Consider the following 25,792-nt stretch of genomic DNA (forward strand, 5'->3'; position numbering starts at 1 on the left):
GCTTGGCTCCTAGCATTTTTGCCCGTTGGGTCAAAGGCTTTATGACCCGTGGCTTGCGTCATGCCGAGCCCGGGGCTATCGGCTCTGGCAACGCATAAACCTACGAAAGCGGCGCCATGTCCAAACCGATCATTGTTTTCGACCTCGACGGCACCCTCGTCGACACGGCGCCCGACCTTCTCGACAGCCTGAACCATACGCTTGTTGCCGGCGGCTTGTCCCAGGTCGACGACACCGCCTTCCGGCGCTTTGTCGGCCAGGGCGGACGCGTGATGATCGAGCGCGCCTACACCGCCCAGCGCAAGCAGCAGTTGGCCGCCCTCGAGCACGACCGCCTGCACGACATCTTCCTCGATCACTACACGGTCAACATTCCCGGCCGTTCGCAGCCCTATCCCGGTGTCGTTGCCGCCATGGACCGCTTTGCCGCGGCGGGCTACCTGCTCGCCGTCTGCACCAACAAATATGAGAGCCTCGCCACCAACCTCATCCGGGCGCTGGGCCTGTCGGACCGCTTCGCGGCGATCACCGGACCCGAGACCTTCGGCATCCGCAAGCCGGACCCACGGCACCTGACTGAAACCATCGCCAGGGCCGGCGGCGACGTAGCGCGGGCGGTCATGGTCGGCGATTCGGTCACCGACATCGACACTGCCAAGGCAGCCGGCATCCCGGTCGTTGCCGTCGATTTCGGCTATACTGATCGTCACGTCAGCGAATACGAGCCCTCGGTGGTCATCTCGCACTATGACGAACTGACGCTTGGCATGGCTCAGAGGCTGATAGACGCGGCAAGTCGCTAAAGCCGCCTTGACACCACTCCCGCCCCTCCCCTATATCGCCCGGACGTTCGGCCCTCGGGCCTCGGACGGGCGATTAGCTCAGCGGGAGAGCACACCCTTCACACGGGTGGGGTCATAGGTTCAATCCCTATATCGCCCACCATTCCGCTTTCACCGATGTAGATGTCTGCTCTACTTCACAGCCTTGCTGTGCGGTCGGCTTGCCCATTTTCAGCCCAGCCCAGCCCTGCCGGCGAGATGCAGACAGGGAATCAAATACCCAAGACCTGAAAATCAGATGCTCGGCGCTCGTGCCGCTTCGGTACGGCTCATCGCGTCCTTGAGCTTGGCATCGCGGTCGTAGACGTCGCCGAAATACTCGACCTTGCCGCCGAGATCCGGCCACGCCGTGAAATAGGCGACATAGACCGGGATCTTGCGCGTCACCTTCTCGAAGGAATGGCCCTGCTTCAGCTTGGCCGCGATATGGTCGACATCGGTGCCGAGCACGGCCGCCGCCATGCCGCGCGGATCCGAAAGCCGGATGCAGCCATGGCTGAAGGCGCGGCTGTCACGGTCGAACAGCGCCTTCTGCGGTGTGTCGTGCATGTAGATCGCATGCTTGTTGGGGAACAGGATCTTGAGTTCGCCAAGCGCATTCGCCTCACTCGGCGCCTGGCGCACGCTGAACGGCACCTTGGCGCCATACTGGCCCCAGTCGATCGCCGACGACGGAATGCGCTTGCCGCGCGAATCGGTGACCTCGTAGCCGGCACGGTCGAGATAGCTCGGATCGTTGCGCAGGCGCGGCAGCATCTCGTTGACGATGATCGACTGCGGCACACCCCAATAGGGGTTGTAGTCGACCTGTTCGATCTCATCCTGGAAGAAGCTGGTCTGGTTGGTGGTCTTGCCGATCACCGTCTTCATCTTGAGCTTTTCGACACCGCCGTCGATGTAGCTGGCGGTATAGGCGGGCTGGTTGATGAACACTCGCGGACTGCCGAGGTCTGAAGGCAGCCAGCGCAACTGTTCGAGCGCCACCAGCACCTTGTCCAGCCTGTCGGCCTTGGACGTGCCGGCAAGGGTCGCCACCGTGCGTGGGCCGACCACGCCATCGGGTTTCAGCCCTGCCCGCTTCTGCACGGCTTCGATCACCGGCACCAGCTCAGGCACATAGATCTCGCTTGCGCCCAGCCTTGCCAGCGTCTCGCCATACTCACCGCCCATCTCGTCGTCGAGGTCGCGTGCGATCAGATGCAGCAGCTTGGGCAATTCCGGGCTCGTCTCGCCCGGCTTCAGCAGCAGCTTGGCGTCGACGACGATGTCGTTTTCCTCGCTCGCGCGAAGTGCTTCCAGTTCGACGCGTAGCGCCTGATATTCCGGGTTCTTCGGGTGATAGCCCTCCAGCAGGGCGCGCGCGTCCTGCGACTGGCTCAGGCTCTTCAGCACGCCGACCATGTCGAGCGGCTTGGCCGCGAAATCGTAGTAGCCGGAGATGCGGTTCGGGTCGATGCGGCCGCCCTGCGCGTCGTGAACGTAGCGCAGCGCGCGCGCCGACATCGCCATCTCGAATCGGATCAGCGTCTTCAGCCGACCGGCGGTGTCATCAGCTGCGAAGGCAGCTTGCGGCACAGCGACGGAATAATCCGCCGGCATCAGCCCGTGGCCTGCCGCATCGCTCAAGCTGCGGATGGCGTCTTCGGCACGGCTGTTGGCTACCTGGCCGGTGACCCAGATGAAATCGGGATTGGCCGAATAGTAGTCGAGCAGCGCCTTGGCGATCTCTTTTTCGGCAACGAGGTTGAAATCACTCAGGCCGGCAAGCGCCTCGCGAAACGCGGTGCCGGCGAGCGAGGGCTCCAGCGACACCGACTGCGTGGTCGGCACCAGCTTGGAGAAATCGACGGGCACCATCTGGTCGATCTTGTAGGTGTAATAGGATGGCGCGCTGATCTTTGCCGGCGCAGCCCGTTTCGGCGGCGCCTTGCGCGGCGGTGGCGGGAACTCGCCCTGCGGCTGCCTGTAGTTACGGTTGTTGCCGCCGCCAAACAGGATGTCGAAGAAATTCTGCGCACCGGCCTGCGGCGCACCCATGGCGAGCGTCGCTGCCAAGGCCGCAAGAGGAAGAGAGATCGGCTTTTTCAGGAAAGAAAGCGTCATTAATTACCCATCCCCTGCCGGAATCGCCCTACGCACCGATGGAAGATTTCTTGTCACCCCATGTCGGATGTAAGGCGCTCCTGCATCGATTCATACCGATAACGTTAAGCTTTCATAAATTTCCCGACAGCTGTTGCCGAACAGTTTCACATCATCGTGAGGCAGTCGGGCGGCTGGCACAATCCGATGCCAATGACATGCGGCCCGTCTTCATGCGAGAACTTCGCACTCCAAGACAAGTTGACGTGAGGTCAAGGTGAAGAAGGGTTATCGCGAACTGCTCGACGAAGCCAACGCGGTGGTCGAGGTGGTCTCGCCCGAAGAGGCGGCGACCTTGCTCGACGACCCGGACACCGTCTTCGTCGACCTTCGCGACCCCCGCGAGGTGCAGCGCGAAGGCCGGATACCGGGTGCCCAGCACTGCCCGCGCGGCATGCTCGAATTCTGGATCGACCCTGAGAGCCCGTACCACAAGGCGTTCTTCTCAAGCGGCAAGAGCTTCGTGTTCTTCTGCGCCGGCGGCTGGCGTTCGGCGCTCGCGGCCAAGACGGCGCAGGAGATGGGACTGGAGCCAGTGCGGCATATCCTCGGCGGCTTCACCGCCTGGCGCGATGCCGGCCTGCCAACCGAACCGGGCGAGAAGAAGGGCTGATCGCGATCAACTACGCAGCGCTCTCGTGGCGTTCCAGTACCGTTTCGAGCACCAGCGAGTTCCTGACAAAGCCGACGCCCTCGTCCACGACGCGGGCGTCGGAAAGGATGCGCCGATGGCCGAGGCCTTCGGCCCAGAACAGCCTGACATGGCGTCCGGCACCTGCCATCGCGCGTGCGTCCTTGGCCGAGACCTCCCTGTCGTCGGGCGCATGGATGATCAGCGTCGGAATGCTCAGGCGCATCAGCAACCTCGAACTGACGAACTGATGGATCGGGGTTCCGGTCACGCGTTCGACCTGGCCTGCGATGGCGTGCTGCGTGCGGGCACCGAGATTGACGTAGCGCCCGAAGTCCTCGAACAGCCGGGGCATCGAATCGGGCGCGGCAATGAGCACCAGCCGCTTGGCCGAAAGCGGCGCAAATCCCTTGACCGTTCCCGCAGCGGCATTGACCGCAACAGCACCACCGAAGGAATGGCCGACAATCGCTTCGAACGGCCCGAACCACTGGCCGGCCAACGTGGCCGCCTCGACCGCCTTTGCCATGTCGAGCGCGCGACCAAGCGAGCCGCCATGGCCTGGCAGGTCGAGCGAGACCACCCGATAGCCGGCACCGAGGTAGCCTTCGATCAGCGCCCGCATGTATTCGGTACGCGAACGCCAGCCATGGATGACCAGCACCGTTCCGGCCTGTGCTCGTCCCTGGGCCGGGCGGAATTCATGGATGGCGACACATCCCTTCCGCGTCTTGATTCGGTGATGGCGCGCCTCGGCCATGAAGTCGGCGGCCCGGGCGATGGCCCGCTTTTCGGCCTCCGACAGCGACTTTTCGCCTGGCGTGCGCCGGAAAAGCTCGAATGCGGCGCGGCCGGCAAGCCGCGGCGAAACGAACTCGGCAGCCCCAAACAGGCGCCGGATGACCTTCAGCCCGATTGATGCCATAGTGCGCGCCCATCCATAAGTTCAATCATGAACATAATAGTTCAATCATGAACAATAAGCAAGATTTGCCGTGGGACAACCCGCGGTTCCGCAACTGGGTCGCGGTGGCGAAGGCGTGCCATTCGATGGAGCGCGCCCTGGCGACCGCTTTGCAGCCCCACGACCTCAAGCCGGCGCAGCTGGATGTGCTGATGAACCTCTACCGGCATCCGGGCATGTCGCAGCACGATCTCGCGCGCAAACTGCTGGTCGGCCGTTCCAACATCACCATGCTGCTGCCGCAGCTTGAGAAGCGCTCACTGGTCAGTCGCGAGGCCGACGCCAAGGACAGGCGCATCATGCGGCTGACGCTGACCGCGGATGGCGAAGCCTTGCTGATGCGGGCGCTGAAGGCCTATGGCGCGCTGATCGAAAAAGCGATGAGCGCCTCGACGCCCGAGCAATGCGACCTGATCGGCGCGCACATGCTGCGTGTCGCCGATGCCCTGAAGGACTAGAGGGTTCAGGCGCTGGCCCGGGCTACCCGCCTGCCTCGCGGCGCATCGGCCTTTCCCATGGACCTGACATAGCCGAGCACGGCAACGCCGAGTCCGGTCGCCAGGATCCACCACGCCGGCCGGATCGAATAGGAAAACTGCAGGTTGGCCGCAAGCACGCGGCCGGGCGGCACGCCGGTCGCCAGCCCATACCATGCGGCCTCGACGACGACGGTCGCCAGCGCCGCCGCAATCGCAATTGCAATCAGCACCCATGGCGATGTCAGGCTGAGGCCGCGCCACTGCGCCAGCCGGTAGACCATCAGCAGCATGAAGAAGCCGGCCATCAGGGTCGGCTCGTAGACGTCGGCCTTCGACTGCATGAAGAAATGCAGCGCCGCCAGAATGCCGATGCCGTAGACGATCTTGTGCAGGCGGTTCCAGTTGCTCCCCAGTTTCTTGATCGCAGCATCGGTCGAGGTCGCACCGAGTGCAACAAGGCCAAGCAGCGCTACAAAGCCGATCGTCAGGTAGATGCGCAGCGCGATTTCGCTGACAACGCGCGCAACGTTCCAGTTCTGGTCGAAGAAATACAGAACGAGGTGGCCGAGCGCGTAGCACAGCGCCGCAATGCCGAGCATGCGGCGAATGAGGATGAGCTTCGGCCATTGGCCGATGCGCCGCAGCGGCGTGACCGCCAGCGACAGGAGCAGGAAGCGGATCGCCCAGTCGCCGGTGTGGTGGATGGCGGCCGTGAAGGGTCGCGGGCCAAGCAGGCCTCCCGTTGGAGCAGCCGACGGAAACCCTGTCGCGGCGTAATAGGCCAGAAGCAGCGCCGGCACGAGCGTGCCGACGAAGGCCGCAGCCTTCAGTGGCGACAATTTTCCGGCGCGGTCGGTCCAAGGCTTCATGCGAAAATGGCTCCAGCAGCTTTGCCGGGTATACGTCGCGAAAGCCGCAAAAGTTACCTTAGCACGATCACGTTGTGTTGAGCCGCCGGGCTGTCGCCCTCGAGCCGACAGGCCCTACCACATCGACGTCTTCGCACGCTCCGGCCATTCGCGATCATATGTTTCACCGTCGATGCTGGCCCGGCTGGTCACGGCGAGGATCTGTCCAGGCGTCGGCAGCGACTTCGCGTCGACATGCCGTTCCGGGTTCCACAAATCGGACCGGACGATCGCTCGCGCGCACTGGAAATAGACGGCATCGACCTCGATCACCGTCACCGAACGCGCCGGCTTGCCTTCGACGGTGAAGGACGCACACAGCTCGGCATCGATGCTGATGCGGGCACGGCCGTTGACGCGCAGCGTCGTACCCGAGCCCGGCACCAGAAACAGCAGCGCCACGCGCGGGTCGCGGATGATGTTCTTCAGCGAATCCGCACGGTTGTTGCCGCGCCGGTCAGGCATCATCAGCGTGCGTGGGTCGTGGATGCGCACGAAGCCGGCAAGATCGCCGCGCGGCGAGCAATCGAGCCCCTCCGGTCCGCTGGTCGCCAGGGAGACGAACGGCGAGGCCTCGATGAAGGCGGCATATTCGGGGATGATGTGGTCGAGTTCCTTGACCAGCGACGTTTCGCCGGGAAGCCCGTACAGCGCTTCAAGTTGCTCAATCGTCGAGATCACCGACATCGCCCTGCCTTTCGTTTCCGCTCCTCTTAGCCGGCCAATGTGAACGGCCGGCGACAGGTTCTATCGCTCGCGGCTCATGCCCTTCTGGGCCAGTTCATCGAGATACTCCTGCCAGCGCTTGTCCTTCTCATGGCTAAGCGTGTGCAGGTAGTTCCAGGTGAAGATGCCGGTGTCGTGGAAATCGTCGAAGGTGATGCGCACCGCGTAGTTGCCCACCGGTTCGATCTTGAGGATGGTGATATCCTTCTTGCCGGGCACCGTTACGCGCTGCTCCGGCGAGTGCCCCTGCACCTCGGCCGATGGCGAAAGCACCCGCAGCAACTCGGCGGACAGTTCGGACGGACGATGATCCGGAAAGGTCACCGTCAACAGCTTGCGGTCCTTGGAGACCCTCAATTCTTTCGGTGCCGTCATGATCCATCCTGCCAATTTGAACTGCCCTTCACTACTGCGCTTCGAACGCCGGGAAAAGCACTAACACCACGCAAGCTCGACGAGGAACGCGACGCTACCCCAGGGAAAGAAACTTTCATCTTGATTGACAGCCGCATGCGTACAACATAGCCGTAATATGCAGGCGCCACAGAAGACGCCACAGAACTGGGAACGGAAGCGCAGCGCATGGACATGATCGATCCTTTCGGTCGCTCGATCAGCTACCTCCGCGTGTCGGTTACGGACCGCTGCGATTTCCGTTGCACCTATTGCATGGCCGAAGACATGGCCTTCCTGCCCAAGAAGGACCTGCTGTCGCTCGAAGAGATCGACAGGCTCTGCACCGTGTTCATCGAAAAGGGCGTCAAGAAGCTGCGCCTGACCGGCGGCGAACCGCTGGTGCGCAAGAACATCATGTACCTTGTCCGCCAGCTGTCGCGTCACCTCGACAGCGGTGCCCTCGAAGAGTTGACGCTGACCACCAACGGCTCGCAACTGTCACGCTTCGCCTGGGAACTCGCCGATTGCGGCGTCAAGCGCATCAATGTTTCGCTGGACACGCTCGACGCCGACAAGTTCCACGCCATCACGCGCTGGGGCAACCTCGCCAAGGTGATGGAAGGCATAGATGCTGCCCAGGCCGCCGGCCTGCACATCAAGCTCAATGCCGTGGCGCTCAAGGGCTTCAACGATCTCGAAATCCCCGAGATGCTGCGCTGGGCCAACGGCCGCGGCATGGACCTGACCGTCATCGAGACCATGCCGATGGGCGAGATCGATGGCGACCGCACCGACCAGTACCTGCCGCTGTCGTTGCTCCGGGCCAATCTCGAGCGCCAGTTCACGCTGACCGACATCCCGTTCAAGACCGGCGGCCCGGCACGCTATGTCCAGGTCGCCGAGACCGGCGGCCGGCTCGGCTTCATCACGCCGATGACGCATAATTTCTGCGAGAGCTGCAACCGGGTCAGGCTGACCTGCACCGGGACGCTCTATATGTGCCTCGGCCAGAACGACGACGCCGATCTCAGGGCACCGCTGCGCGCATCCGAGGGCAACGAGCTTTTGTCGGACGCCATCGACGAGGCGATCGGACGCAAGCCCAAGGGCCACGACTTCGTCATCGATCGCCGCACCAACCGGCCGGCCGTCTCGCGCCATATGAGCGTGACCGGCGGCTGAGCGGAGCGGCATCCACCGCATAGGCAAGGCAGCTCGAAGGGGTACTGGTGGCATGGCTTACCGGCTCGCAGCGGCGCTGTCCGCGATCTTGCTCGCAATTTCGTCCGCACCACCCGCAATGGCCAAGCCTTTCATCTACACCAACGCCCGCTTCGGCACGTCGGTGACGTTCCCGCTCGATGTCTTCACCGATCGCGCCGGGGAGCCTGCCAACGGCGACGGCATGACCTTCGTGGCCCCGGATGGCGCGAGCCTTGCCGTCTATGGCTCAAACAATGCCCTCGACCAGACGCCGGAGCAGTTGGCCGATTTCAGCTCCGAAGGGATGGAGGTCACCTACCGCAAGGTCGGCAAGGACTGGGTCGCGCTCTCCGGGCACGACGGAACGGATATCTTCTACCATCGCCTGGAGTTCGGCCGCGACGGCGTCATCCATGCGTTCATGCTCAAGTACCCCGCCGCCGCCAAGTCGAAATACGACCCGCTCGTTCGCGCGATCGCCGACAGTCTCGTCGGGCCGTGATAACGTAGCGGCCACTGGTCCATGCGTTTGCCATTGCTGTTTTGCGCGCCAATGCTAAAGCCGTAGGCAACAGCAGCAACGGAAAGCCCAAGTGCCACTTTCCTCGAATATCCGCGGCTCCATGTTCATGGTGGTCGCAATGGCCGCCTTCACCTTCAACGACACGCTGAGCAAGCTCGCCGCCGAGACGATCAATCCGGGCCAGCTCATGCTCGTGCGCGGGCTGTTCGCCACGACGCTGATCAGCCTGCTGGCCTGGCAGCAGGGCGCTTTGAAGGGGGTGGGCCAGTTTTGGCATCCGATGGTGTTCTTGCGCCTGGTCGGCGAGGTCGGCGGCACCATCTGCTTCCTTGCGGCCCTGCCGCATCTGCCGCTGTCCAACATCTCGGCCGTGCTCCAGGCGCTGCCGCTGGCGGTCACCATGGGAGCGGCACTGTTTCTCGGCGAAGGCGTGGGCTGGCGCCGCTGGCTGGCCATCGTCGCCGGTTTCGGCGGCGTGCTGATCATCGTGCGACCGGGCTTCGACGGCTTCAACGCCTTTTCGCTGCTAGCGCTGCTTTCGGTCGCCTTCTGCGCGGTGCGCGACCTGGCGACGCGCAAGATTCCCGATCACGTCCCCTCCCTGTTCGTCTCGACGGTCACCACCATTGTCATCACCGTCACCGGGGCGCTGACGATCGTGCCCTTCGGCGGCTGGGTGCCGATGACGTTCGAGCTCGTCCTCTTTCTCGCCGGCGCCGCAGTCCTGGTCCTGTTCGGCTACCAGTTCGTAATCATGGCCATGCGCGAAGGCGAGATCTCCTTCATCGCGCCGTTCCGCTACACCGCGCTGATCTGGGCGATCACGCTCAGCGTCGTGGTCTTCGGCGACATCCCCGATCTCGCGATGATGGCCGGTGCGGCCGTCATTGTCGCCTCGGGCCTCTATTCGCTCTATCGCGAGCGCGTCGTCGGCCACAGCCGGCCGGCCGCCGAGAGCACCAGCGCCTCCATGGCGCCCGACGGGATCTAACAGCATGGCAGGGCAGATCGCAGGCCTCATCCTCGCCGGCGGCCGTTCGAGCCGGATGGGCGGCACCGACAAGACACTGCTGCCGCTCGGCGGACGTCCGATGATCCGCCATGTGCTCGATCGTCTTCGGCCCCAGGCTGCTCCGATCGCCATCAACACCAACGCCGACCCCGCACTCTTCACCAGCTTCGGCGCCGAAATCATCGCCGACACGATCGCCGGCTATCAGGGCCCCTTGGCGGGAATTCTCGCAGGGATGGAATGGGCAGCGCAGAAACCCGGCATTGGCCATCTCCTCAGCGTTGCCGGCGATACACCATTTTTTCCAGCCGATCTTGCCAAGCAATTGGCATCCGGCGGAAGCCGAGGCGCTGTGGCCGCCTCGAACGGGCGTGTACACCCCACTTTCGCGCTGTGGCCACTGTCGCTGCGCGATGCGCTTGCGGCGTTTCTGGAAAGTGGCGATACCCGCAGGGTGATGACGTTCATCGAACAGGCAGGCCTGCAAGTGGTGGATTTTCCAAACGAGCAGTTCGGCGCAAGGACCGTCGATCCGTTCTTCAACATCAATACGCCTGAGGACCTCACCGAGGCCGAACGGATTCTGGACGGAGCCAACTGATGGCGCATCGCGTATTCGGCATCACCGGATGGAAGAATTCCGGTAAGACGACCTTGACCGAGCGGCTGGTGAGCGAACTGGCCGGGCGCGGCTGGAAGGTTTCGACCATCAAGCACGCGCACCATGATTTCGACATCGACAAGCCCGGGGCCGACAGCTTCCGCCATCGCGAGGCCGGCGCGACGGAGGTCGCCATCGTATCAGGCCGACGCTGGGCCTTGATGCACGAGTTGCGCGGCGAGGACGAGCCCACGCTCGACGAGGTTCTGGCGAGGCTAGGGCCTTGCGACCTGGTGTTGATCGAGGGCTACAAGCGCGAAAACCATCTCAAGATCGAGGCGCGGCGACTAGAGGCGAAGGACCGCTCGCCGCTGACCGCCAAGGACCCCGCGATCGTTGCCATAGCCTCGGATCATCCGGTCGAGGGCGAACAGGTGCCGGTGTTCGGCATCGACGACATCAAGTCGATCGCCGACTTCGTCGAAGCAAGATCGGGCCTTACCAAACACTGACGCAGCGTCATCCGAGATGTTCACAACCGGTGCTGCAACAACCCTTTTTGCCATTGATTTTCAACTGAAAAGAGTGGGAGTATCCGCCCCATCGGCGGAAATTTTCCGCTCAACGGCCGAATGGACAGGAACCGGCCGAAAGCGAAAAAGAGAGGAACACTATGGGTATTTCCATGCGTATCGCCCTGGCAGCATCGGCTGCACTTGCACTGACCATCGGCATGGCTCAGGCGCAGGAAAAGACGATCAAGATTGCCACCGAAGGCGCATACCCTCCCTACAACAACCTCACCTCGGACGGTAAGCTCGTCGGCTTCGATGTCGACATAGCCAACGCGCTCTGCGACGAGATGAAGGCCAAGTGCGAGATCGTCGCCCAAGAGTGGGACGGCATGATCCCTGCCCTCCAGGCCGGCAAGTTCGACGCCATCATCGCCCAGATGTCGATCACGCCTGAGCGCAAGGAGAAGATCGATTTCTCCAAGAAATACATCAACACGCCTGCCGTGATCGCCGCCGCCAAGGACAGCGACATCAAGGGCGTGACCAAGGAAGACCTCGCCGGCAAGACGATCGGCGTCCAGGGCTCGACCATCCACTACAACTACGCCGAGAAGGTCTTCACCGACAGCGAGATCAAGTCGTACCCGACCGCCGAGGAGTACAAGCTCGACATGGCCAATGGCCGTCTCGATGCGGTCAGCGACGACGCTGTGACCATGGGGAACTGGCTGGAAACGGCTGATGGCGCCTGCTGCAAGATCGTCGGTACGATCCCGAACATGCCTGAAATTCACGGCGATGGCGCCGGCGTCGGCGTCCGCAAGGGCGATACCGCGCTGGCCGACCAGTTCACTGCAGCGATCGCGGCCATTCGCGCCAACGGAAAGTACAAGGAAATCAACGACAAGTACTTCAAGTTCGACGTTTATGGCGATTGAGCCGTCGATGGCCTGAAAACTGAACAGGCGGCGGGACAAGTTCCCGCCGTTTGGCTAACATAACAACAAGCCGCCATCAAAGGCGGCGGCACTCCGGCCACCGGAGGCCAAAGGGGACAGCCGACCGATGCAAAGCGTCTGGGCGCTTCTGAGTTTCGGACCCGACGGGTGGGGTGACGATCTTGCCTATGGCGTGCTCGTCACTGTTTCGCTCGCTTTGGTCACACTGCCGCTCGGGCTTCTGATCGGCTTCCTGGTGGCGCTCGCCAAGCAATCGAGCGAAGCGTCCATGAGGCTCGCCGGCAACATCTACACCACGATCTTCCGCGGCCTGCCGGAACTGCTGACGCTGTTCCTGGTCTTCTATGGCGCCCAGATCGGCATCCAGCAGGTGGTGCGGCTGGTGCGGCCCGAGGCCGTCGTCGAGATCAACAGCTTCGTTGCCGGAATGCTTGCGCTCGGCGTGGTCTTCTCGTCCTACGCCAGCGAGGTTTTCCTCTCCGCCTTTCGCGCCATTCCCCGCGGCCAATATGAGGGCGGCTATTCCGTCGGCCTGTCGTCGCGCCAGACCATGCGGCTGGTGATCCTGCCGCAACTCGTCCGTATCGCCCTGCCCGGCCTGTCCAATCTCTGGCTCATCCTGCTCAAGGACACGGCGCTCGTCTCGGCGATAGGACTGACCGACATCGTGCGCCAGAGCAGCATCGCCGCCCGCGTCACCAAGCACGCCTTCATGTTCTTCGGCGTCGCCTGCCTCATCTACCTGGCGCTCGCCATCATCTCATCCTTCGGCATCGGCGCCATCGAACGCTGGGTCGGCAAGCGGGAGGCGCAGCGATGAGCGCCTCCAGCGAGACGGCGGTCAAGGTCCAACGCCCGCCGGCGCCGCCGCGCGGCTGGTCGCGCGAACGCATCATGGGCTGGGCCTTTGTCGGCCTTTGGGCCGCGCTAGGCATAGGCCTTGTCACCTATCTGTTCAGCGCATGGAATCCCGACCTCTTCGCCAAATACGCGCCCTCCTATCTTTCCGGCCTGCGCGTCACGCTGACGCTCGTCGCGGTTTCCATCGTGCTGGGCGCCATCCTGTCCCTGCCGATCTGCTACGCCCGCATGTCGAAGAACCGCGTGCTGAACGCAGTTTCCTACGGCTATGTCTATTTCTTCCGCGGCACGCCGCTGCTCGCGCAGACCTTCCTGATCTATTACGGCTTCGGCTCGTTCCGGCCGCAACTCGAGGCGGTCGGCCTGTGGAGCTTCTTCCGCGAGGCCTGGTATTGCGCCGTCTTCGCCTTCGCGCTCAATACCGCGGCCTACCAGGCCGAGATCCTGCGCGGCGCCATCGAAAGCGTCGGAAAAGGCCAGTGGGAGGCAGCTTCGGCCCTCGGCCTGTCGAAGCTGCAGACGCTCTATAAGATCGTGCTGCCGCAGGCGCTGATTGTTGCTCTGCGGCCTTACGGCAACGAAATCATCCTGATGATCAAGGGCTCTGCCATCGTCGCCATCATCACCGTCTACGATCTGATGGGCGAGACCCGCCGCGCATTTTCGCGCACCTTCGACTTCCAGACCTATCTCTGGGCCGCCCTGCTCTATCTGTCGCTGGTCGAGGCCTTGCGCCATCTGGTGGACTGGATCGAACGGCGCATTACCCGTCACCTGCATCGCTGAGCTGGCGGCCGAAGCTGCTGGCCCAACCACGATCGTCTTGACGAATTCGTCCCATGGCATAGACCACGGGCACCAGAACATTTGCACTTCGAAAGGGTGAGCCATGGCATCGGTCGCGTTCCTTGGTCTTGGAGTTATGGGCTATCCCATGGCGGGCCATCTCAAGAACAAGGGCGGGCATGACGTCACCGTCTACAACCGCACGCTGGCGAAGGCCGAGAAGTGGGCCACCCAGCATGGCGGTGCTTTTGCGCCGACGCCGGCCGAAGCAGCCATCGGCAAAGATTTCGTCTTCGCCTGCGTCGGCAATGACGATGACCTGCGCGAGGTCACCATCGGCGCCCAGGGTGCGTTCCAGTCGATGAAGAAGGGCGCCGTGTTCATCGACAACACCACCGCCTCGGCCGAAGTCGCCCGCGAGCTCGATGCCGCGGCCAAGGCCGGCGGCTTCCATTTCCTCGACGCGCCGGTATCAGGTGGCCAGGCCGGAGCCGAAAACGGCATTCTTACCGTCATGGTCGGCGGCGAACAGGACGCATTCGACCGCGCCAGGCCGGTCATCGATTCCTTCGCCCGCATGGTCGGCCTGATGGGGACGGCGGGAGCCGGCCAGTTGACCAAGATGATCAATCAGATCTGTATCGCGGGCCTCGTCCAGGGTCTCGCCGAAGGCATCCATTTCGGCAAGAAGGCCGGCCTCGACATCGAGAAGGTGGTCGATGTCATCTCCAAGGGTGCCGCCGGCTCCTGGCAGATGGAGAACCGCCACAAGACCATGAATGCCGGCAACTACGATTTTGGCTTCGCCGTCGACTGGATGCGCAAGGACCTCGGCATCTGCCTCGAGGAGGCCGACCGCAACGGCGCCAAGCTGCCGGTGACCGCCCTCGTCGACCAGTTCTACAAGGACGTGCAGGGAATGGGTGGCAAGCGCTGGGACACCTCGTCGCTGCTCGCCCGCCTCGAGAAATAGTGCCGCAAGATGGCCCTGTCGCCGGCATCGACCGCCGATGAGGTCGTGGCGCATCTGCGCACGCTCTCTTCCGAGGAGAACCGGGCCGGCATGGCGCGCTTCGGCATTGCCACCGACCGGGCGCTCGGCATCCCGAATGCCGTGCTCAACCCGATCGCAAGGCAGGTGAAGCGCGATCATGTCCGCGCGGCGGCTCTATGGGCCACTGATATCCGCGAGGCGCGCCTGCTGGCGATCCTGACCGACGAGCCTTCACAGGTGAAGCGGACCCAGATCGACGCCATGGCGGCGGAGTTCGACAGCTGGGAGATCGTCGACCATGCCGCCCACCTCGTTTGTGGGGCTAGGCTGGCCCATGAAATCATCCCGGCCTATGCCGCCGATGAGCGCGAATTCGTCCGCCGCACCGCCTTCTCGACCATTGCAACGGCCGCCGTGCACCTGAAGAAGGAGCCCGACGACACATTCGTCGCCTGGCTCGGGCTGGTCGAGGCGCACGCCGGCGACAGCAGGAATTTCGTCAAGAAGGCGGTCAATTGGGCGCTCAGGCAGGTGGGCAAGCGCTCGCCCACTCTCCACGCCCCGGCACTGGCAGTGGCGGAAAAACTGGCGGCGTCATCCGCCAAGTCGGCGCAATGGATCGGCAAGGACGCAGTACGCGAACTCACCGATCCCAAGACGCTCGAACGATTGAAGGCGAAGGCGCGCTGATCACGCGGCCGACGCGCCGCTTTCCTTGTCGAGCATCATGTAGTCGAGTGGCATTTCGGTCGTATACTTGATCTGCTCCATCGCAAAGGAAGACGACACATCGCGGATCTCGATCTTGGCGATCAGCCTCTTGTAGAACGCGTCATAGGCGGCGATGTCGGGCACGACGACCCGCAGAAGATAATCGACGTCGCCGCTCATGCGATAGAACTCGATCACTTCAGGGAATTCCTGGATCACCTCGGAGAAGCGGCGCAGCCATTCGTGGCTGTGCGAATTGGTCCGGATCGCCACGAAAACAGTGACGCGCGCATTGATCTTCTCGGGGTCGAGCAGCGCCACGCGGCGCTTGATGACGCCCTCTTCCTCCAGCTTCTGGATGCGGCGCCAGCACGGCGTGGTGGACAGGCCGACTTTCTTGGCGACGTCGGCGACGGCCAGTGTCGCGTCCTCCTGAAGGAGGCGAAGAATTTTCCTGTCGAGGCGGTCCATATGCGGGCTCCGTTAGAAAAGGTTCGCCATAATCCCGTCATTTCCCCCATCATACAAGAAAGGAATTCTCCGCGCACCCTGCATCTTCGGTATTGATTTCTATTTCGACCGACCAAGACGATTTCGGATTTCTGCCTTGAGAAAAGGCAGCAATTCCATTTCGAACCAGGGATTCCGCTTGGCCCAGGCGAAGGTGCGCCAGGATGGATGCGGCAAGGGCAGCAAGTGCGGCGTTGACGAACGCTCCCAGATGCCTCGCCAACCGGCCACGGTTTCGGTCAGCGTGCCGGCACGCATGGTCCCCAGGTGCCATCGCTGCGCATACTGACCGACAGCCAGAACGAGGTCGACCTGCGGCATCAGCGCCATCAGCGGGGTCCGCCACGCCGGCGCACACTCCCGCCGCGGCGGCAGGTCGCCGCCCTTGGCATCCTGGCCGGGAAAGCAAAAGCCCATCGGCACGATGGCAAAGGCATTCGGATCGTAGAAGGTCTCGGATGTTACGCCCAGCCATTCCCGCAGCCTGTCGCCGGAAGCGTCGGTGAAGGGGGCGCCGCTCAGGTGCACCTTGGTGCCGGGCGCCTGGCCGGCGATGAGTATCCGTGCTGTGGAAGACGGCATCACCACCGGCCTCGGCTCGTGCGGCATCGGCTTGCCCAAGGGACGCTCGACGCAGATGCGGCAGGCCTTGATCTCGGTGACGAGACGGTCGAGTTCCAGCGACATGATCAGGCGCCGGCGCTCGGCCGCGCTGCCAGTGCCCGATACCAGCGCCAGACGTTGGCAAGCTCATCCGGGATAACGATCCGTGCAGGCTTCATGAAATCGATGGCGATCAGTCCGGTGATGTCGGCGATGGAATAGGCGTCGCCGGCAGCGAATTCGCTCCCGGCGAGTTCCTTGTCGAGCAGGGCCAGGAACGCAAGCACCTTGGGCTTGTTGGCCTCGCCCCATTCAGGAACCTGCGGCACCTCCCATTCCTTCATCGCCGGATGGATGTGCCGGAACGCAAACCCCACCGCAAGGAACAGGTTGAACTCGATGCGCCGTTGCCACATCTCGACCAGCGCCTTGCCCACCGCGCCGCGGCCGAACAGGGCAGGCTCTGGATTCAGTTCTTCGAAGTAGCGGCAGATCGCGACCGATTCAGTGAGGATGGTGCCGTCGTCGAGTTCGAGCACAGGTAGGCGCTGCAGCGGATTGCGCGAGGAAACATCCTCCTTCTTGTGCCCCATCGCGCCCATGTCGACGCTGACCATGGGCACCTCAATGCCCTTCTCCGCGAGAAACACGCGAACGCGCCTCGGATTCGGCGCGCGCCCTCCATCAAACAGCTTCACCAGCTCTGCCTCCAAGTTGCTGCGCCCCCGCAACTATAGGCCTCAAGTCACGAGAAACGAAAGATTTCACGCAGCCAGTTGAGGATGCGTCCGTAGCTGTCGTGTTCGATCTCGACCATGTCGCCATGCATGCTGCGCCAGTCGCGCGGTCGGTCGAACTCGCCTGCCCAAAGCCCCTTGCGGTCGCGGCGCGCCGCCGCTTCTTCGGCCTCGTAGCCGCCATAGGCGATTGCCCATCCGGCTTCCACCTGGGCGCGATTGAGTTCGGTGTTGCCGACGCTGCACGCCCCCAGCAGCCGTCCGTACTTATCCCGCTCCCAACCGGCGCAGGTCACCTGGCGCCCTGCGACGAGTTTCGACAACGCTTCGCGCGAGCGCCGGCCGCACGGATATTCGCCGCCATCCTTGCTGCATATCTGCGAGAATTCCGGCGCATCGATGCCGCGCAGGCGGATGCGTTCGCTACCAAGCGTGATCGAATCGCCATCGTTGATGACCGCAGCGCCCTGGGTCGTGCGCGTTTCGAACCGATCGAGCCGCGCCGAGACAAGAAGCAGAAGTCCCATCACCAAGGCTGCGAGCGCATAGTCGGCGAGCTTGCGCCAGCGGCTGCGCGGACGCCTGAAATACCGCTGCCGCGGCCTGCCCGACCACGAACGGCTCATATGGCAAACAATCCCTTAATCATTCGGACGTAGCGTGCGGGTGTAATCTAGGCGCGCGCGAAAATCGAAATATCACATGCCGTTGCAACGCTCTAACACGGCGGACAAGATCATTGTGGACCGCAGGAAACGCCATCGCAACAGCGATGTCGCGCGTGCTGTGCGCAAGACACGCGATCGCCTGTCACAGCAGCCCGGCGGACTGGTCTTCGACCGCGAACTACTGAAGCTCCACGCCAATTCGATCGTCGCCAATTCTGCCACGCTACCGCTGCTGGTTGTCGTTATTGCCGGCTGCGGAATGATGATTGGCGCCGATTCCGGCATCCTGACATGGGCTCTGGTTGCCGTCCTCGGCTACATCGGCCTGGCCATTCTTGCCCGCCGTGCCGATGAGGCGACAGCAGCCGCGATGACCCCGTCGGCAATCCGCCGTAATTTCCTCGTCGGCCATTTCGTCACCGGCCTGGCCTGGGCCTATCTGGCGGCGATATCGTGCGCTGCCTGCGACCCCAACCTGCTCGCGATCGTCAAGGGCGTCTTCCTGCTTGTCGCCATGGCCGTGACCGCAATCGTTGCGTCGTCGCTGCGCGGCGCACTGGCAGTGACGTTCGTCGTACCTGTAGCGGCCTATGCCGCCTTCGGTGTCAAGCTGACCGAGCCGCTCGGCGCGATCATGGCGGTACTGCTGGTCGCTGCCCTGCCCTTCTTTTCCTATGTCGCCAAGATCATGAACCGGTCGGCGCTGATGCTGATGTCGTTCCGCTCGGAAATGGACGCGCTCATCGCCGAACTGGAGACGGCAAAGGCGATGTCCGACGAGGCGCGTCGCCGTGCCGAAGACGCCAACCTTGCCAAGTCGCGCTTTCTCGCCACGATGAGCCACGAACTGCGCACGCCGCTCAACGCCATCCTCGGCTTTTCCGAGGTCATGGCCGGCGAGGTCCTGGGCCCGATCAACAGCCCGACCTATCGCGAATACTCCCGCGACATCCACGATTCCGGCCAGCACCTGCTCGATCTCATCAACGAGATCCTCGACCTGTCGCGCATCGAGGCCGGCCGCTACCAGCTCAACGAAGAACCCCAGCAGTTGCTCTCGATCGTCGAGGACTGCTGCCACATGATGGAACTCAAGGCGCGCAACAAGGATTTGCGGATCATCGAGCAATTCGAGCCCGCGCTGCCGCGCCTGCTCGGTGACGAGCGCGCCATCCGCCAGATCACGCTCAACCTTCTGTCCAATGCCATCAAGTTCTCGCCAACCGGCAGCGACATTCGCGTCAGGGTGGGCTGGACCGCCGGCGGTGGCCAATACATCTCCGTCAAGGACAACGGCCCAGGCATTCCTGCCGAGGAGATCCCGGTCGTGCTGTCGGCGTTCGGCCAGGGCTCGATCGCCATCAAGAGCGCGGAACAGGGCACCGGCCTTGGCCTGCCGATCGTGCAGGGACTGCTCGCGCTCCATGGCGGCGAGTTCGATCTGCGTTCGAAGCTGCGCGAGGGCACGGAGGCGATCGCCATCTTCCCGGCAGCGCGGGTGATCGACGGCCTGCCCACCACGTTGCAGCCGCGCAGTGCTGCCGGTAGCCGCTAGCTATTTGACGGCCGCAGCCATACCGGAGCTGATCTGTGCTGCCGTCTTGACCAGACCGGCGGCAAGGCCCGCCCCTACAGCCTCGCCATGGTCGATGCCCAGGCCCAGCAAGGGCCTCGCGCCGAGCTTCGCCAGCAGGCGGGCATGGCCCGGCTCGGTCGAGACATGCGAGAACATGCAATGGTCGAGTGCCGAGGGATTGACGGCGTAAAGCACGGCAGCAGCAGCAGACGTTGCGAACCCATCGAGCAGCACCGGGATTTTCTCCATGCGTGCGGCAAGGATTGCGCCAGCGATCGCGGCAAACTCGCGCCCGCCGAGACGGCGCAGCACCTCAAGCGGGTCCTTGAGATGATCGCCATGCAGCGCCAGCGCACGGTCGACCACTGCGGCCTTGCGTGCCTGCATCGCGGCATCGGCACCGGAGCCAGATCCAACCCAGTCGGCGCCCTTGCCACCAAACAGCGCCGCCGAAAGTGCGGCTGCCACCGTCGTGTTGGCAACGCCGAGATCGCCGATGCAGAACAGGTCGGTGCCACCCGCGATCGCTTCCATGCCGAACGCCATGGTGGCGGCACATCCACGCTCGTCGAGCGCCGGTTCGACTGAAATGTCTGCCGTCGGCAGGTGCAGCGCCAAGTCGAACACCTTGAGCCCGAGATCATGGGCGACGCAGATCTGGTTGATCGCCGCCCCACCGGCAGCGCAGAGCTCGACGCGCTGGGCCGTCGCTTCCATGGGCCGTGGCGAAACACCCTGGGCAACCACGCCATGGTTGCCGGCAAAGATGGCAACAAGGGGCTTGAGCACCGTGGGCGGCGCGCGGCCGGTCCAGCGCGCCAGCCAGGCAGCAATATCCTCGATGCGCCCGAGCGAGCCTTTCGGCTTGTCGGCCTTGGCAAACAGTGCCCACACCTTGCCGGCTTGAGCCACGTCGCCTTCAGGCAGATGGGCAAACAAGTTGCGGAAATCGTCAAATGGGGAAGCGGTGGTCATGATAGCGGGCCTGCCGTTCGAAATGGTCGCCTGCGCAATAGCCCCCTCGCGCAACGAAAACAATCGCGGCATGGCGTCCGGCAGGCCTGCACCATGGACAGGATGCCACCCTGCGCTGGCCGTCGGACTTGCATTCCCTTGGCGGTTGCACCATCTGGTGGCGGCAGCTTGCATGTTGCGGTGGCCTACGGCACCCGGCATAGTCTGCGCTACTGCCACCGGATTCCATGATGGCCATCGAATCGCCCTGCATCCTCGTCTGCTCCATCGACATGGTCACCGGCTACTGCTTCGGTTGCGGACGCACGCGCGAAGAGATCGGCGCCTGGCTCGACATGACGCCGGAAACGCGCCGCGCCGTGATGGCCGCGCTTCCCGCCCGGCTTGAGACCGTCGAGCGCAAGCCGCGCCGGGAAACCCGTCGCACGCGCATGGCCCGCGAACGCGGCGCCGTCTGAGGATCGCACAAGACATGAGCCGGCTTTACTGGATTGCCATTGCGGTGCTCGGCGGCGGATTGCTGCTTTTGCTGTTCAACGACTCGTCCGGCCAGACCCTTGGCCTCGACAATGACAGCTTTGGCCAGCTGATCTATCTCGGCGCGCTCGTCATGGTCATCGGGGCCGGCGTCCTGGCTCGGGGAACACGGCTGGGCGATACGCTGAGAAGCCTGGCGCTGTGGGTGGTGATCGTGCTCGTGCTGGTCGCCGGCTATCAGTATCGCTACGAGCTGCAGGATATTGCCAGTCGCGTGACGGCAGGCCTGGTGCCGGGCAGCCCGATGTCGGCGCTGGACGGCGACGGTCGCGCGACGGTGACGCTCGACAAGCTGCCGAACGGGCATTTCGGCGCACGCCTGCAGATCAACGGCGCGACCATTCAGGCGATGGTCGACACCGGCGCCACCAGCACCGTGCTCACCGTGGCCGACGCTCGGCGCGCGGGTTTCGATCCCGAGAGCCTGAACTTTTCAGTTCCCGTGTCGACCGCCAACGGCGTCGCCCATGCCGCCCGCATTACCGCCGGCAGCATCCAACTCGGCACGATCGAGCGCAAGAACATGCCCATGCTCGTCGCCGATCAGGGCCTTGAGCAGAGCTTGCTGGGCATGAATTTCATCGGCTCGCTGTCGGGTTTCGACGTGCGCGGCGACCGGATGGTCCTCCGCGACTGAGGCCTCACGCGCTACGCCGCCTCGCTTGCGCGATTGAGCTCGACCGCCGCAAACGCTTGTCGCAACACCTCGGGACCGGCACCGGGCCTGGTTGCGTCCGTCGACAGGATCTGGCGGAAGCGCCGTGCGCCGGCAAGGCCGTGGAACAGCCCGACCATATGGCGCGTGACATGGCCGAGCCGGCCGCCGGCGGCAATATGGCGGGCGGCATAGTCGGCCATGGTGTCGACAAGGGCTGCGAAATCGAAGTCTTCGGCAGCCTCGCCGCGTAGCATTGCGTCGACACCAGCCAGAACGCTCGGCGTGTGGTAGGCAGCGCGGCCGAGCATGACGCCATCGACATGATCGAGGTGCGTTCGGGTTTCATCGAGCGTCTGAATGCCGCCGTTTATGCCTATGAATCGGTGAGGCATTCTGGCCTTGAGCCGATAGACGCGACCGTAGTCGAGCGGTGGGATGTCGCGGTTTTCCTTGGGGCTGAGCCCTTCAAGCCAGGCCTTGCGCGCGTGCACCCACAACGCATCCGCACCGGCGGCAAACACATCGTCGGCGAGCGTGTCCAGGGCCGGCTCGGGATCCTGGTCGTCGACGCCGATGCGGCATTTTACCGTGACCGGAATCTTGACCGCACCCTTCATCGCCGCGACGCCTTTGGCAACGAGCCCCGGCGTCTTCATCAGGCAGGCGCCAAAGGTGCCTGACTGCACCCGGTCGGAGGGGCAACCGACATTGAGGTTGATCTCGTCATAGCCGAACGCTTCGCCGATACGCGCCGCCTCGGCGAGTTTCGCCGGGTCGGAACCGCCAAGTTGCAGGGCTACGGGATGCTCACATTCATCGAAACCCAAAAGCCGCTCGCGCGCGCCGTGGATCACGGCATCGGCCACCACCATCTCGGTGTACAGCAGGGCGTCCCGGGTGATTTGCCGGTGAAAGTATCGGCAGCACCTGTCAGTCCAGTCCATCATGGGCGCAATGGCCAGTCTATGTTCTTGATATTCCATCATTTTTTTAGTAGTCTCAATTGGTTAGGACGCACCGAGTGCACACGAATTTACGCCACATTGCGACGCTTTTCGCCACCGTTCGACGGCTGAGTGCACACGGAGCGCACACGAAAATGGCCACTTTCACAAAACTCCATTCCGGCTCCTGGCGCGTTCAGGTTCGTCGCAAGGGCCGTTACGTCAGCGAGACCTTCTTGCGGCGAGACGATGCCCGACGCTGGGCCCTTGAGGCGGAGCGCCAGATTGATCGTGGCGAAACGCCAAATCAGTCGCGCATCGCGCGCCTCAAAACCTTCGGCGATCTCATCGACCTTCATATCGACGACATGGGTGACGTCGGCAAGCCCCCTCGACGCTCGAAAGCTGCGACTCTGGATATGCTGAAGCGTCAGCTTGGAAAGTGCAACATGGCGGCGCTCGATCGCGAGCGGCTCATTCGGTTCGGCCGCGATCGAGCGGCAAAAGGTGCAGGCCCTGCTACCCTCGGCATCGACATTGGCACTATCAAGCTCATTCTGTCTCACGCGGCCGCAGTTCACGGCCTACCCGTTACAATCGAGGCCGTAGACCTCGCCCGCATTGCTTTGAAACAGCTAGGTCTGGTTGGCAAAGGGCAGGAGCGCGACCGTCGTCCGACCCAAGATGAACTCGACCGGTTGATCTCGCATTTCGACGCAAACCCGCGTCAGATCGCGCCAATTGGCCGGATCATCCGCTTCGCTGTTGCTACCGCAATGCGCCAAGAGGAAATCTGCACGGTGCGTTGGTCGGATCTGGAATGTCGCACCCGGATGCTTCTCATCCGTGACCGGAAGGATCCCCGAAACAAGCAGGGAAATAACCAGCGCATTCCGCTTTTCGCTGCATGCGGATACGACGCATGGGCCATCGTGGAGGAGCAGCGCGCCTGCCGAAGTAACAACGATGATCGGATTTTCCCATTCAATGGCAGATCAGTCGGCACAGCTTTTCGTCGCGGATGCGCCGACCTGAGTATCCACGACCTTCACTTCCACGACTTGCGACACGAAGGCACAAGCCGACTTTTCGAGGCCGGATTCACAATCGAGCAAGTTGCACTCGTTACCGGGCACAAGGACTGGAAGATGCTGAAGCGGTATACGCACCTAAAGCCAGAAGCCCTCCACGCTCTACTTGCAGCCCGCGCCGCATGAGTTTGGGATCCGTTCAGGCGTGGGAGTGCGGTAGTTTCGCCCATCCGAGGGTTGATGACACAGCAGCAAGTCCAGGCAATTCGCGTGCGGGGCTTGGAGAAGTCGTACGAACTGCATGTCTTGCGCGGCGTGGACTTCGACGTGGCACGCGGCAGTATCTTTGCACTGCTCGGTTCGAACGGGGCGGGCAAGACAACGGCGGCGAAAATCCTGTCCACTCGGCTCAGGGCGGACGATGGCGCGGCCAGTATCAACGGCTTCGATGTCGCCCCGCAACCGGCGAACGTGCGAGAGGCCATCAGTACGGTGCTGCTTTCGACAATCCCGATCTCGTCGTCGCCTGCGTCATCGGCGACGGCGAGGCAGAAGCCGGCAAGCTCGCTGCCTCCTGGCATTCGAACAAGTTCCTGCACCCGGCACATGACGGCGTCGTGCTGGCAACCGCAGAAACGGGGCAGCCGGCCGTGATCGCCTGCTCGGTCCTGAAGCGGAGTTACAGGGATTTCCTGATGCAGCGACTGGGGAACGTCCAGTTTTTGTTCCTGCACGGGGCAAAAGACCTGATCAATTCAAGGCTGCTTGCCCGCAGAGATCACGTTGCGCCGGCCTCCCTTCTTGAAAGCCAATTCCAAGTCTTGGAACCTATTGCCGCCGATGGGCAATCGATCCGGTTGGATATTGCCAAGGAACCAGCAGCGATCGTAGCCGAGGCAGTCGCTGCGCTCGGCCCGTAGCTTGTAGCACGCTCCGAAGCCTTACGATCTTAGGGCGTCGCTGGTATTCCCCTAGGCCGTCCACCCGAAGCGTCTTCGATTTCGTGCAGGGCATCACCGTCGTCGCGCGTGACAAAACCCACTCAATTGATTTTAACCCAGCTAGGTCATTGATCTAGCTGGGTTTTTTCTTATGTTCAGCATCGAATTCCGACGCATAGGCCGTCAAAATCTTACGCTATTGATTTTAAAGGGAAAATCGCCAAAAAAAATTTTGCGGGTTCGGTATCTATCGAGGTCGATCGGCTGTCAGGACCCATTTGCGGCGGCTTGGATAGGTCTCACAGTGAACTACGAAAGTACCGTCATGAACTCTCAGCGATGCGACCCCGCCGCAGGGGCATCATCCAGGCGCTCCATACCTCCATCTGGCGACCAGACAACCACAACGCACGGTCACCTTCGGGAAGGCCCTCCGAGAAGGACCAATCCGTCGCGGAACAGCGCATACTGGCAAGCTTCGTCTGCGTCGGCTTGGCACGTGGCGGTGCCTTTTATGGCCGGATCGACGCACTGATCTCGGTCACGAGTTTTCGGCGGAGCGCTGCCGCGTAGTCGCTTGTCGTGGATGGCGCGATGACGAACGCTCTCGGACCACCAATGACATTGTCGTCGAAGTATTCGGTGAGATCGTACACAACGCTACGTATCATCTCGGGAATGGCAATTGCGTTGATTGTGTAACCCTTGGCAAGCGCCCGCCGTCGGCTCACTTTAACGGGCAAGCCGTCGTTGTTGGTGCCATTGGCCGAGATGTCGATGATCTTGCTAGCGGCTGATCCAACGTAACTGTCGAGCAGCATACTGCCCAGATCGATGGCGAAGGAAATCGAGGTCGCACACGTCTGTTCACATTCGAGGCCTCTATCGCCTTCCTTCCGGATGATCGACGCCACGGCTTGCGCATCCTTAAGCCCGCAGACGCTTGTCCACGGCACCACCGAACGCGCATGCCCGGAACTTGCCCATTCGACGTAGGTTACAGAAATACAACCGTTGCTGTTGCGGGTAATGGCTGCGACGACCTCGGGCGAGGAGATTGCTGCCGCATGGCCTTCGCGCTGGAGGTCGGCGGTCGCGGGATTGATGGATGCCGAGACGTCGACCGCGAATACAATCGCAACATCAACCTCAGCAGCGCTTGCATGTGGTGTACAAAGCGCCGACGCGGCAAGCATCGCCCCCAGCAGGGCAGTGAGGCTCGCGCCCATTGTCAGGCACCGTCTGGAGGTGCGAAGAAGCAGTTTACGTCTTCCTCGGTGGGATGAAGGCAGATGTGATAATCACGGTCTCCCGACGCGATTTCGTTTCCATATGGGATCAGAAACGTCTGCCTTCGTG

General features: G+C 62.8%; 29 protein-coding genes, 1 tRNA gene and 2 pseudogenes. 20 read left to right on the forward strand and 12 right to left on the reverse strand.

Annotation, left to right across the window (positions count from 1 at the left end; translation table 11 throughout):
• The first annotated feature begins 116 nt into the window (after nucleotides 1-116).
• Both WHT83_RS17625 and WHT83_RS17630 read left to right on the forward strand, forming a co-directional pair.
• Nucleotides 117-803, forward strand: coding sequence for a phosphoglycolate phosphatase (locus WHT83_RS17625; RefSeq protein WP_406871884.1), 687 nt, complete (start codon nucleotides 117-119; stop codon nucleotides 801-803).
• Between the two features lie 67 nt (nucleotides 804-870).
• A tRNA-Val gene (locus WHT83_RS17630) sits at nucleotides 871-945 on the forward strand.
• A gap of 131 nt (nucleotides 946-1,076) precedes the next feature.
• Here the strand turns inward: WHT83_RS17630 and WHT83_RS17635 are convergent.
• A complete protein-coding gene (locus WHT83_RS17635; protein ID WP_406871885.1) occupies nucleotides 1,077-2,945 on the reverse strand; it encodes a murein L,D-transpeptidase in 1,869 nt (622 codons plus the stop codon).
• Nucleotides 2,946-3,201: 256 nt separating this feature from the next.
• Here WHT83_RS17635 and WHT83_RS17640 point away from each other — a divergent pair, with 256 nt between their 5' ends.
• Entirely contained in the window at nucleotides 3,202-3,597 is a 396-nt protein-coding gene (locus tag WHT83_RS17640; protein WP_108607913.1) for a rhodanese-like domain-containing protein, read from the forward strand.
• A gap of 10 nt (nucleotides 3,598-3,607) precedes the next feature.
• Here the strand turns inward: WHT83_RS17640 and WHT83_RS17645 are convergent, their stop codons facing one another.
• Entirely contained in the window at nucleotides 3,608-4,540 is a 933-nt protein-coding gene (locus WHT83_RS17645; RefSeq protein WP_406871886.1) for an alpha/beta fold hydrolase, read from the reverse strand.
• A gap of 47 nt (nucleotides 4,541-4,587) precedes the next feature.
• Between WHT83_RS17645 and WHT83_RS17650 the strand changes: the two genes are divergently transcribed.
• Complete coding sequence (locus tag WHT83_RS17650) at nucleotides 4,588-5,037, forward strand: MarR family winged helix-turn-helix transcriptional regulator (RefSeq protein ID WP_108607911.1); 450 nt, start codon at nucleotides 4,588-4,590, stop codon at nucleotides 5,035-5,037.
• A 5-nt stretch (nucleotides 5,038-5,042) separates the two neighbouring features.
• On the opposite strand, the gene WHT83_RS17655 is transcribed toward WHT83_RS17650, so the two are convergent.
• From WHT83_RS17655 to WHT83_RS17665, 3 genes are all read right to left on the reverse strand, one after another.
• Nucleotides 5,043-5,927: a sulfite oxidase heme-binding subunit YedZ gene (locus WHT83_RS17655; protein ID WP_406871887.1), complete on the reverse strand. Its 885-nt coding sequence runs from the start codon at nucleotides 5,925-5,927 to the stop codon at nucleotides 5,043-5,045.
• Nucleotides 5,928-6,041: 114 nt separating this feature from the next.
• On the reverse strand, nucleotides 6,042-6,653 hold the full coding sequence (locus tag WHT83_RS17660; RefSeq protein WP_183260754.1) for a pyridoxamine 5'-phosphate oxidase family protein: 612 nt from the start codon (nucleotides 6,651-6,653) through the stop codon (nucleotides 6,042-6,044).
• A gap of 60 nt (nucleotides 6,654-6,713) precedes the next feature.
• A complete protein-coding gene (locus WHT83_RS17665) occupies nucleotides 6,714-7,067 on the reverse strand; it encodes a gamma-butyrobetaine hydroxylase-like domain-containing protein (protein WP_108607908.1) in 354 nt (117 codons plus the stop codon).
• Nucleotides 7,068-7,274: 207 nt separating this feature from the next.
• On the opposite strand from WHT83_RS17665, the gene moaA reads away from it, so the two are divergent.
• From moaA to WHT83_RS17715, 10 genes are all read left to right on the forward strand, one after another.
• Nucleotides 7,275-8,270 carry a GTP 3',8-cyclase MoaA gene (moaA, locus tag WHT83_RS17670; protein ID WP_406871888.1) on the forward strand — a complete coding sequence of 332 codons (996 nt, stop codon included), beginning with the start codon at nucleotides 7,275-7,277 and terminating at the stop codon, nucleotides 8,268-8,270.
• Nucleotides 8,271-8,388: 118 nt separating this feature from the next.
• Nucleotides 8,389-8,793 carry a hypothetical protein gene (locus WHT83_RS17675; protein WP_406871889.1) on the forward strand — a complete coding sequence of 135 codons (405 nt, stop codon included), beginning with the start codon at nucleotides 8,389-8,391 and terminating at the stop codon, nucleotides 8,791-8,793.
• Nucleotides 8,794-8,884: 91 nt separating this feature from the next.
• Complete coding sequence (locus tag WHT83_RS17680) at nucleotides 8,885-9,805, forward strand: DMT family transporter (protein WP_406871890.1); 921 nt, start codon at nucleotides 8,885-8,887, stop codon at nucleotides 9,803-9,805.
• A 4-nt stretch (nucleotides 9,806-9,809) separates the two neighbouring features.
• Entirely contained in the window at nucleotides 9,810-10,427 is a 618-nt protein-coding gene (gene mobA, locus WHT83_RS17685; RefSeq protein WP_406871891.1) for a molybdenum cofactor guanylyltransferase MobA, read from the forward strand.
• Entirely contained in the window at nucleotides 10,427-10,939 is a 513-nt protein-coding gene (gene mobB / locus WHT83_RS17690) for a molybdopterin-guanine dinucleotide biosynthesis protein B (RefSeq protein ID WP_318761512.1), read from the forward strand. The genes mobA and mobB overlap by 1 nt, the downstream gene beginning before the upstream one ends.
• A gap of 161 nt (nucleotides 10,940-11,100) precedes the next feature.
• Nucleotides 11,101-11,880, forward strand: a complete 780-nt coding sequence (locus WHT83_RS17695) for an ABC transporter substrate-binding protein (protein ID WP_318761511.1) — start codon at nucleotides 11,101-11,103, stop codon at nucleotides 11,878-11,880.
• Nucleotides 11,881-12,007: 127 nt separating this feature from the next.
• Nucleotides 12,008-12,721, forward strand: coding sequence for an ABC transporter permease (locus tag WHT83_RS17700; protein WP_108607902.1), 714 nt, complete (start codon nucleotides 12,008-12,010; stop codon nucleotides 12,719-12,721).
• Complete coding sequence (locus tag WHT83_RS17705) at nucleotides 12,718-13,548, forward strand: ABC transporter permease (RefSeq protein WP_406871892.1); 831 nt, start codon at nucleotides 12,718-12,720, stop codon at nucleotides 13,546-13,548. The genes WHT83_RS17700 and WHT83_RS17705 overlap by 4 nt, the downstream gene beginning before the upstream one ends.
• Nucleotides 13,549-13,651: 103 nt before the next feature.
• On the forward strand, nucleotides 13,652-14,521 hold the full coding sequence (locus WHT83_RS17710; protein WP_406871893.1) for an NAD(P)-dependent oxidoreductase: 870 nt from the start codon (nucleotides 13,652-13,654) through the stop codon (nucleotides 14,519-14,521).
• Between the two features lie 9 nt (nucleotides 14,522-14,530).
• Entirely contained in the window at nucleotides 14,531-15,232 is a 702-nt protein-coding gene (locus WHT83_RS17715) for a DNA alkylation repair protein (protein ID WP_406871894.1), read from the forward strand.
• On the opposite strand, the gene WHT83_RS17720 is transcribed toward WHT83_RS17715, so the two are convergent.
• From WHT83_RS17720 to WHT83_RS17735, 4 genes are all read right to left on the reverse strand, one after another.
• Entirely contained in the window at nucleotides 15,233-15,724 is a 492-nt protein-coding gene (locus WHT83_RS17720) for an Lrp/AsnC family transcriptional regulator (RefSeq protein WP_108607898.1), read from the reverse strand. It abuts the gene before it with no gap.
• 99 nt (nucleotides 15,725-15,823) lie between these two features.
• On the reverse strand, nucleotides 15,824-16,450 hold the full coding sequence (locus tag WHT83_RS17725) for a uracil-DNA glycosylase family protein (protein WP_406871895.1): 627 nt from the start codon (nucleotides 16,448-16,450) through the stop codon (nucleotides 15,824-15,826).
• Between the two features lie 2 nt (nucleotides 16,451-16,452).
• Entirely contained in the window at nucleotides 16,453-17,064 is a 612-nt protein-coding gene (locus WHT83_RS17730; protein WP_406874004.1) for a glutathione S-transferase, read from the reverse strand.
• Between the two features lie 47 nt (nucleotides 17,065-17,111).
• The gene (locus WHT83_RS17735) at nucleotides 17,112-17,729 is read right to left on the reverse strand and encodes a thermonuclease family protein (RefSeq protein ID WP_406871896.1); all 618 of its coding nucleotides are present in this window, start codon (nucleotides 17,727-17,729) and stop codon (nucleotides 17,112-17,114) included.
• Nucleotides 17,730-17,805: 76 nt separating this feature from the next.
• On the opposite strand from WHT83_RS17735, the gene WHT83_RS17740 reads away from it, so the two are divergent.
• The gene (locus WHT83_RS17740) at nucleotides 17,806-19,326 is read left to right on the forward strand and encodes a sensor histidine kinase (RefSeq protein ID WP_406871897.1); all 1,521 of its coding nucleotides are present in this window, start codon (nucleotides 17,806-17,808) and stop codon (nucleotides 19,324-19,326) included.
• Here WHT83_RS17740 and WHT83_RS17745 read toward each other — a convergent pair whose 3' ends face one another.
• The gene (locus WHT83_RS17745; RefSeq protein WP_406871898.1) at nucleotides 19,327-20,322 is read right to left on the reverse strand and encodes a nicotinate-nucleotide--dimethylbenzimidazole phosphoribosyltransferase; all 996 of its coding nucleotides are present in this window, start codon (nucleotides 20,320-20,322) and stop codon (nucleotides 19,327-19,329) included.
• 227 nt (nucleotides 20,323-20,549) lie between these two features.
• Here WHT83_RS17745 and WHT83_RS17750 point away from each other — a divergent pair, with 227 nt between their 5' ends.
• Together WHT83_RS17750 and WHT83_RS17755 are read left to right on the forward strand one after the other, a co-directional pair.
• Nucleotides 20,550-20,780, forward strand: a complete 231-nt coding sequence (locus WHT83_RS17750; RefSeq protein WP_108607894.1) for a DUF1289 domain-containing protein — start codon at nucleotides 20,550-20,552, stop codon at nucleotides 20,778-20,780.
• A 14-nt stretch (nucleotides 20,781-20,794) separates the two neighbouring features.
• Nucleotides 20,795-21,496, forward strand: a complete 702-nt coding sequence (locus WHT83_RS17755) for a TIGR02281 family clan AA aspartic protease (RefSeq protein WP_406871899.1) — start codon at nucleotides 20,795-20,797, stop codon at nucleotides 21,494-21,496.
• A gap of 11 nt (nucleotides 21,497-21,507) precedes the next feature.
• Here the strand turns inward: WHT83_RS17755 and dusA are convergent, their stop codons facing one another.
• Nucleotides 21,508-22,503 (reverse strand): tRNA dihydrouridine(20/20a) synthase DusA, encoded by a 996-nt coding sequence (gene dusA / locus WHT83_RS17760; RefSeq protein WP_406871900.1) that lies wholly within the window; start codon nucleotides 22,501-22,503, stop codon nucleotides 21,508-21,510.
• Nucleotides 22,504-22,616: 113 nt separating this feature from the next.
• Here dusA and WHT83_RS17765 point away from each other — a divergent pair, with 113 nt between their 5' ends.
• From WHT83_RS17765 to WHT83_RS17775, 3 genes and pseudogenes are all read left to right on the forward strand, one after another.
• Complete coding sequence (locus WHT83_RS17765) at nucleotides 22,617-23,678, forward strand: tyrosine-type recombinase/integrase (RefSeq protein WP_406871901.1); 1,062 nt, start codon at nucleotides 22,617-22,619, stop codon at nucleotides 23,676-23,678.
• Between the two features lie 54 nt (nucleotides 23,679-23,732).
• A pseudogene (locus WHT83_RS17770) lies at nucleotides 23,733-23,927 on the forward strand (ATP-binding cassette domain-containing protein); the annotation flags it as partial.
• A gap of 47 nt (nucleotides 23,928-23,974) precedes the next feature.
• Nucleotides 23,975-24,116, forward strand: a pseudogene (locus WHT83_RS17775) (hypothetical protein); the annotation flags it as partial.
• Between the two features lie 829 nt (nucleotides 24,117-24,945).
• On the opposite strand, the gene WHT83_RS17780 reads toward WHT83_RS17775, so the two are convergent.
• Nucleotides 24,946-25,662, reverse strand: coding sequence for a DUF1194 domain-containing protein (locus WHT83_RS17780; protein WP_406871902.1), 717 nt, complete (start codon nucleotides 25,660-25,662; stop codon nucleotides 24,946-24,948).
• Nucleotides 25,663-25,792 lie beyond the last annotated feature (130 nt).

The sequence above is a fragment of the Aminobacter sp. P9b genome, assembly GCF_045345995.1.
GTDB classification, from domain to species: domain Bacteria; phylum Pseudomonadota; class Alphaproteobacteria; order Rhizobiales; family Rhizobiaceae; genus Aminobacter; species Aminobacter niigataensis.

Excerpts from the sequence above, each read along its gene's own strand:
- WHT83_RS17735 (WP_406871896.1), bottom strand. The coding sequence starts at position 17,729 with ATGAGCCGTTCGTGGTCGGGCAGGCCGCGGCAGCGGTATTTCAGGCGT.
- WHT83_RS17655 (WP_406871887.1), bottom strand. The coding sequence starts at position 5,927 with ATGAAGCCTTGGACCGACCGCGCCGGAAAATTGTCGCCACTGAAGGCT.
- WHT83_RS17635 (WP_406871885.1), bottom strand. The coding sequence starts at position 2,945 with ATGACGCTTTCTTTCCTGAAAAAGCCGATCTCTCTTCCTCTTGCGGCC.
- WHT83_RS17650 (WP_108607911.1), top strand. The coding sequence starts at position 4,588 with ATGAACAATAAGCAAGATTTGCCGTGGGACAACCCGCGGTTCCGCAAC.
- mobA (WP_406871891.1), top strand. The coding sequence starts at position 9,810 with ATGGCAGGGCAGATCGCAGGCCTCATCCTCGCCGGCGGCCGTTCGAGC.
- WHT83_RS17700 (WP_108607902.1), top strand. The coding sequence starts at position 12,008 with ATGCAAAGCGTCTGGGCGCTTCTGAGTTTCGGACCCGACGGGTGGGGT.
- WHT83_RS17625 (WP_406871884.1), top strand. The coding sequence starts at position 117 with ATGTCCAAACCGATCATTGTTTTCGACCTCGACGGCACCCTCGTCGAC.
- WHT83_RS17725 (WP_406871895.1), bottom strand. The coding sequence starts at position 16,450 with ATGTCGCTGGAACTCGACCGTCTCGTCACCGAGATCAAGGCCTGCCGC.
- WHT83_RS17755 (WP_406871899.1), top strand. The coding sequence starts at position 20,795 with ATGAGCCGGCTTTACTGGATTGCCATTGCGGTGCTCGGCGGCGGATTG.
- WHT83_RS17675 (WP_406871889.1), top strand. The coding sequence starts at position 8,389 with ATGGCCAAGCCTTTCATCTACACCAACGCCCGCTTCGGCACGTCGGTG.
- WHT83_RS17645 (WP_406871886.1), bottom strand. The coding sequence starts at position 4,540 with ATGGCATCAATCGGGCTGAAGGTCATCCGGCGCCTGTTTGGGGCTGCC.
- mobB (WP_318761512.1), top strand. The coding sequence starts at position 10,427 with ATGGCGCATCGCGTATTCGGCATCACCGGATGGAAGAATTCCGGTAAG.
- moaA (WP_406871888.1), top strand. The coding sequence starts at position 7,275 with ATGGACATGATCGATCCTTTCGGTCGCTCGATCAGCTACCTCCGCGTG.
- WHT83_RS17765 (WP_406871901.1), top strand. The coding sequence starts at position 22,617 with ATGGCCACTTTCACAAAACTCCATTCCGGCTCCTGGCGCGTTCAGGTT.
- WHT83_RS17750 (WP_108607894.1), top strand. The coding sequence starts at position 20,550 with ATGATGGCCATCGAATCGCCCTGCATCCTCGTCTGCTCCATCGACATG.
- dusA (WP_406871900.1), bottom strand. The coding sequence starts at position 22,503 with ATGATGGAATATCAAGAACATAGACTGGCCATTGCGCCCATGATGGAC.
- WHT83_RS17715 (WP_406871894.1), top strand. The coding sequence starts at position 14,531 with ATGGCCCTGTCGCCGGCATCGACCGCCGATGAGGTCGTGGCGCATCTG.
- WHT83_RS17695 (WP_318761511.1), top strand. The coding sequence starts at position 11,101 with ATGGGTATTTCCATGCGTATCGCCCTGGCAGCATCGGCTGCACTTGCA.
- WHT83_RS17660 (WP_183260754.1), bottom strand. The coding sequence starts at position 6,653 with ATGTCGGTGATCTCGACGATTGAGCAACTTGAAGCGCTGTACGGGCTT.
- WHT83_RS17745 (WP_406871898.1), bottom strand. The coding sequence starts at position 20,322 with ATGACCACCGCTTCCCCATTTGACGATTTCCGCAACTTGTTTGCCCAT.
- WHT83_RS17740 (WP_406871897.1), top strand. The coding sequence starts at position 17,806 with ATGCCGTTGCAACGCTCTAACACGGCGGACAAGATCATTGTGGACCGC.
- WHT83_RS17710 (WP_406871893.1), top strand. The coding sequence starts at position 13,652 with ATGGCATCGGTCGCGTTCCTTGGTCTTGGAGTTATGGGCTATCCCATG.
- WHT83_RS17720 (WP_108607898.1), bottom strand. The coding sequence starts at position 15,724 with ATGGACCGCCTCGACAGGAAAATTCTTCGCCTCCTTCAGGAGGACGCG.
- WHT83_RS17665 (WP_108607908.1), bottom strand. The coding sequence starts at position 7,067 with ATGACGGCACCGAAAGAATTGAGGGTCTCCAAGGACCGCAAGCTGTTG.
- WHT83_RS17780 (WP_406871902.1), bottom strand. The coding sequence starts at position 25,662 with ATGGGCGCGAGCCTCACTGCCCTGCTGGGGGCGATGCTTGCCGCGTCG.
- WHT83_RS17705 (WP_406871892.1), top strand. The coding sequence starts at position 12,718 with ATGAGCGCCTCCAGCGAGACGGCGGTCAAGGTCCAACGCCCGCCGGCG.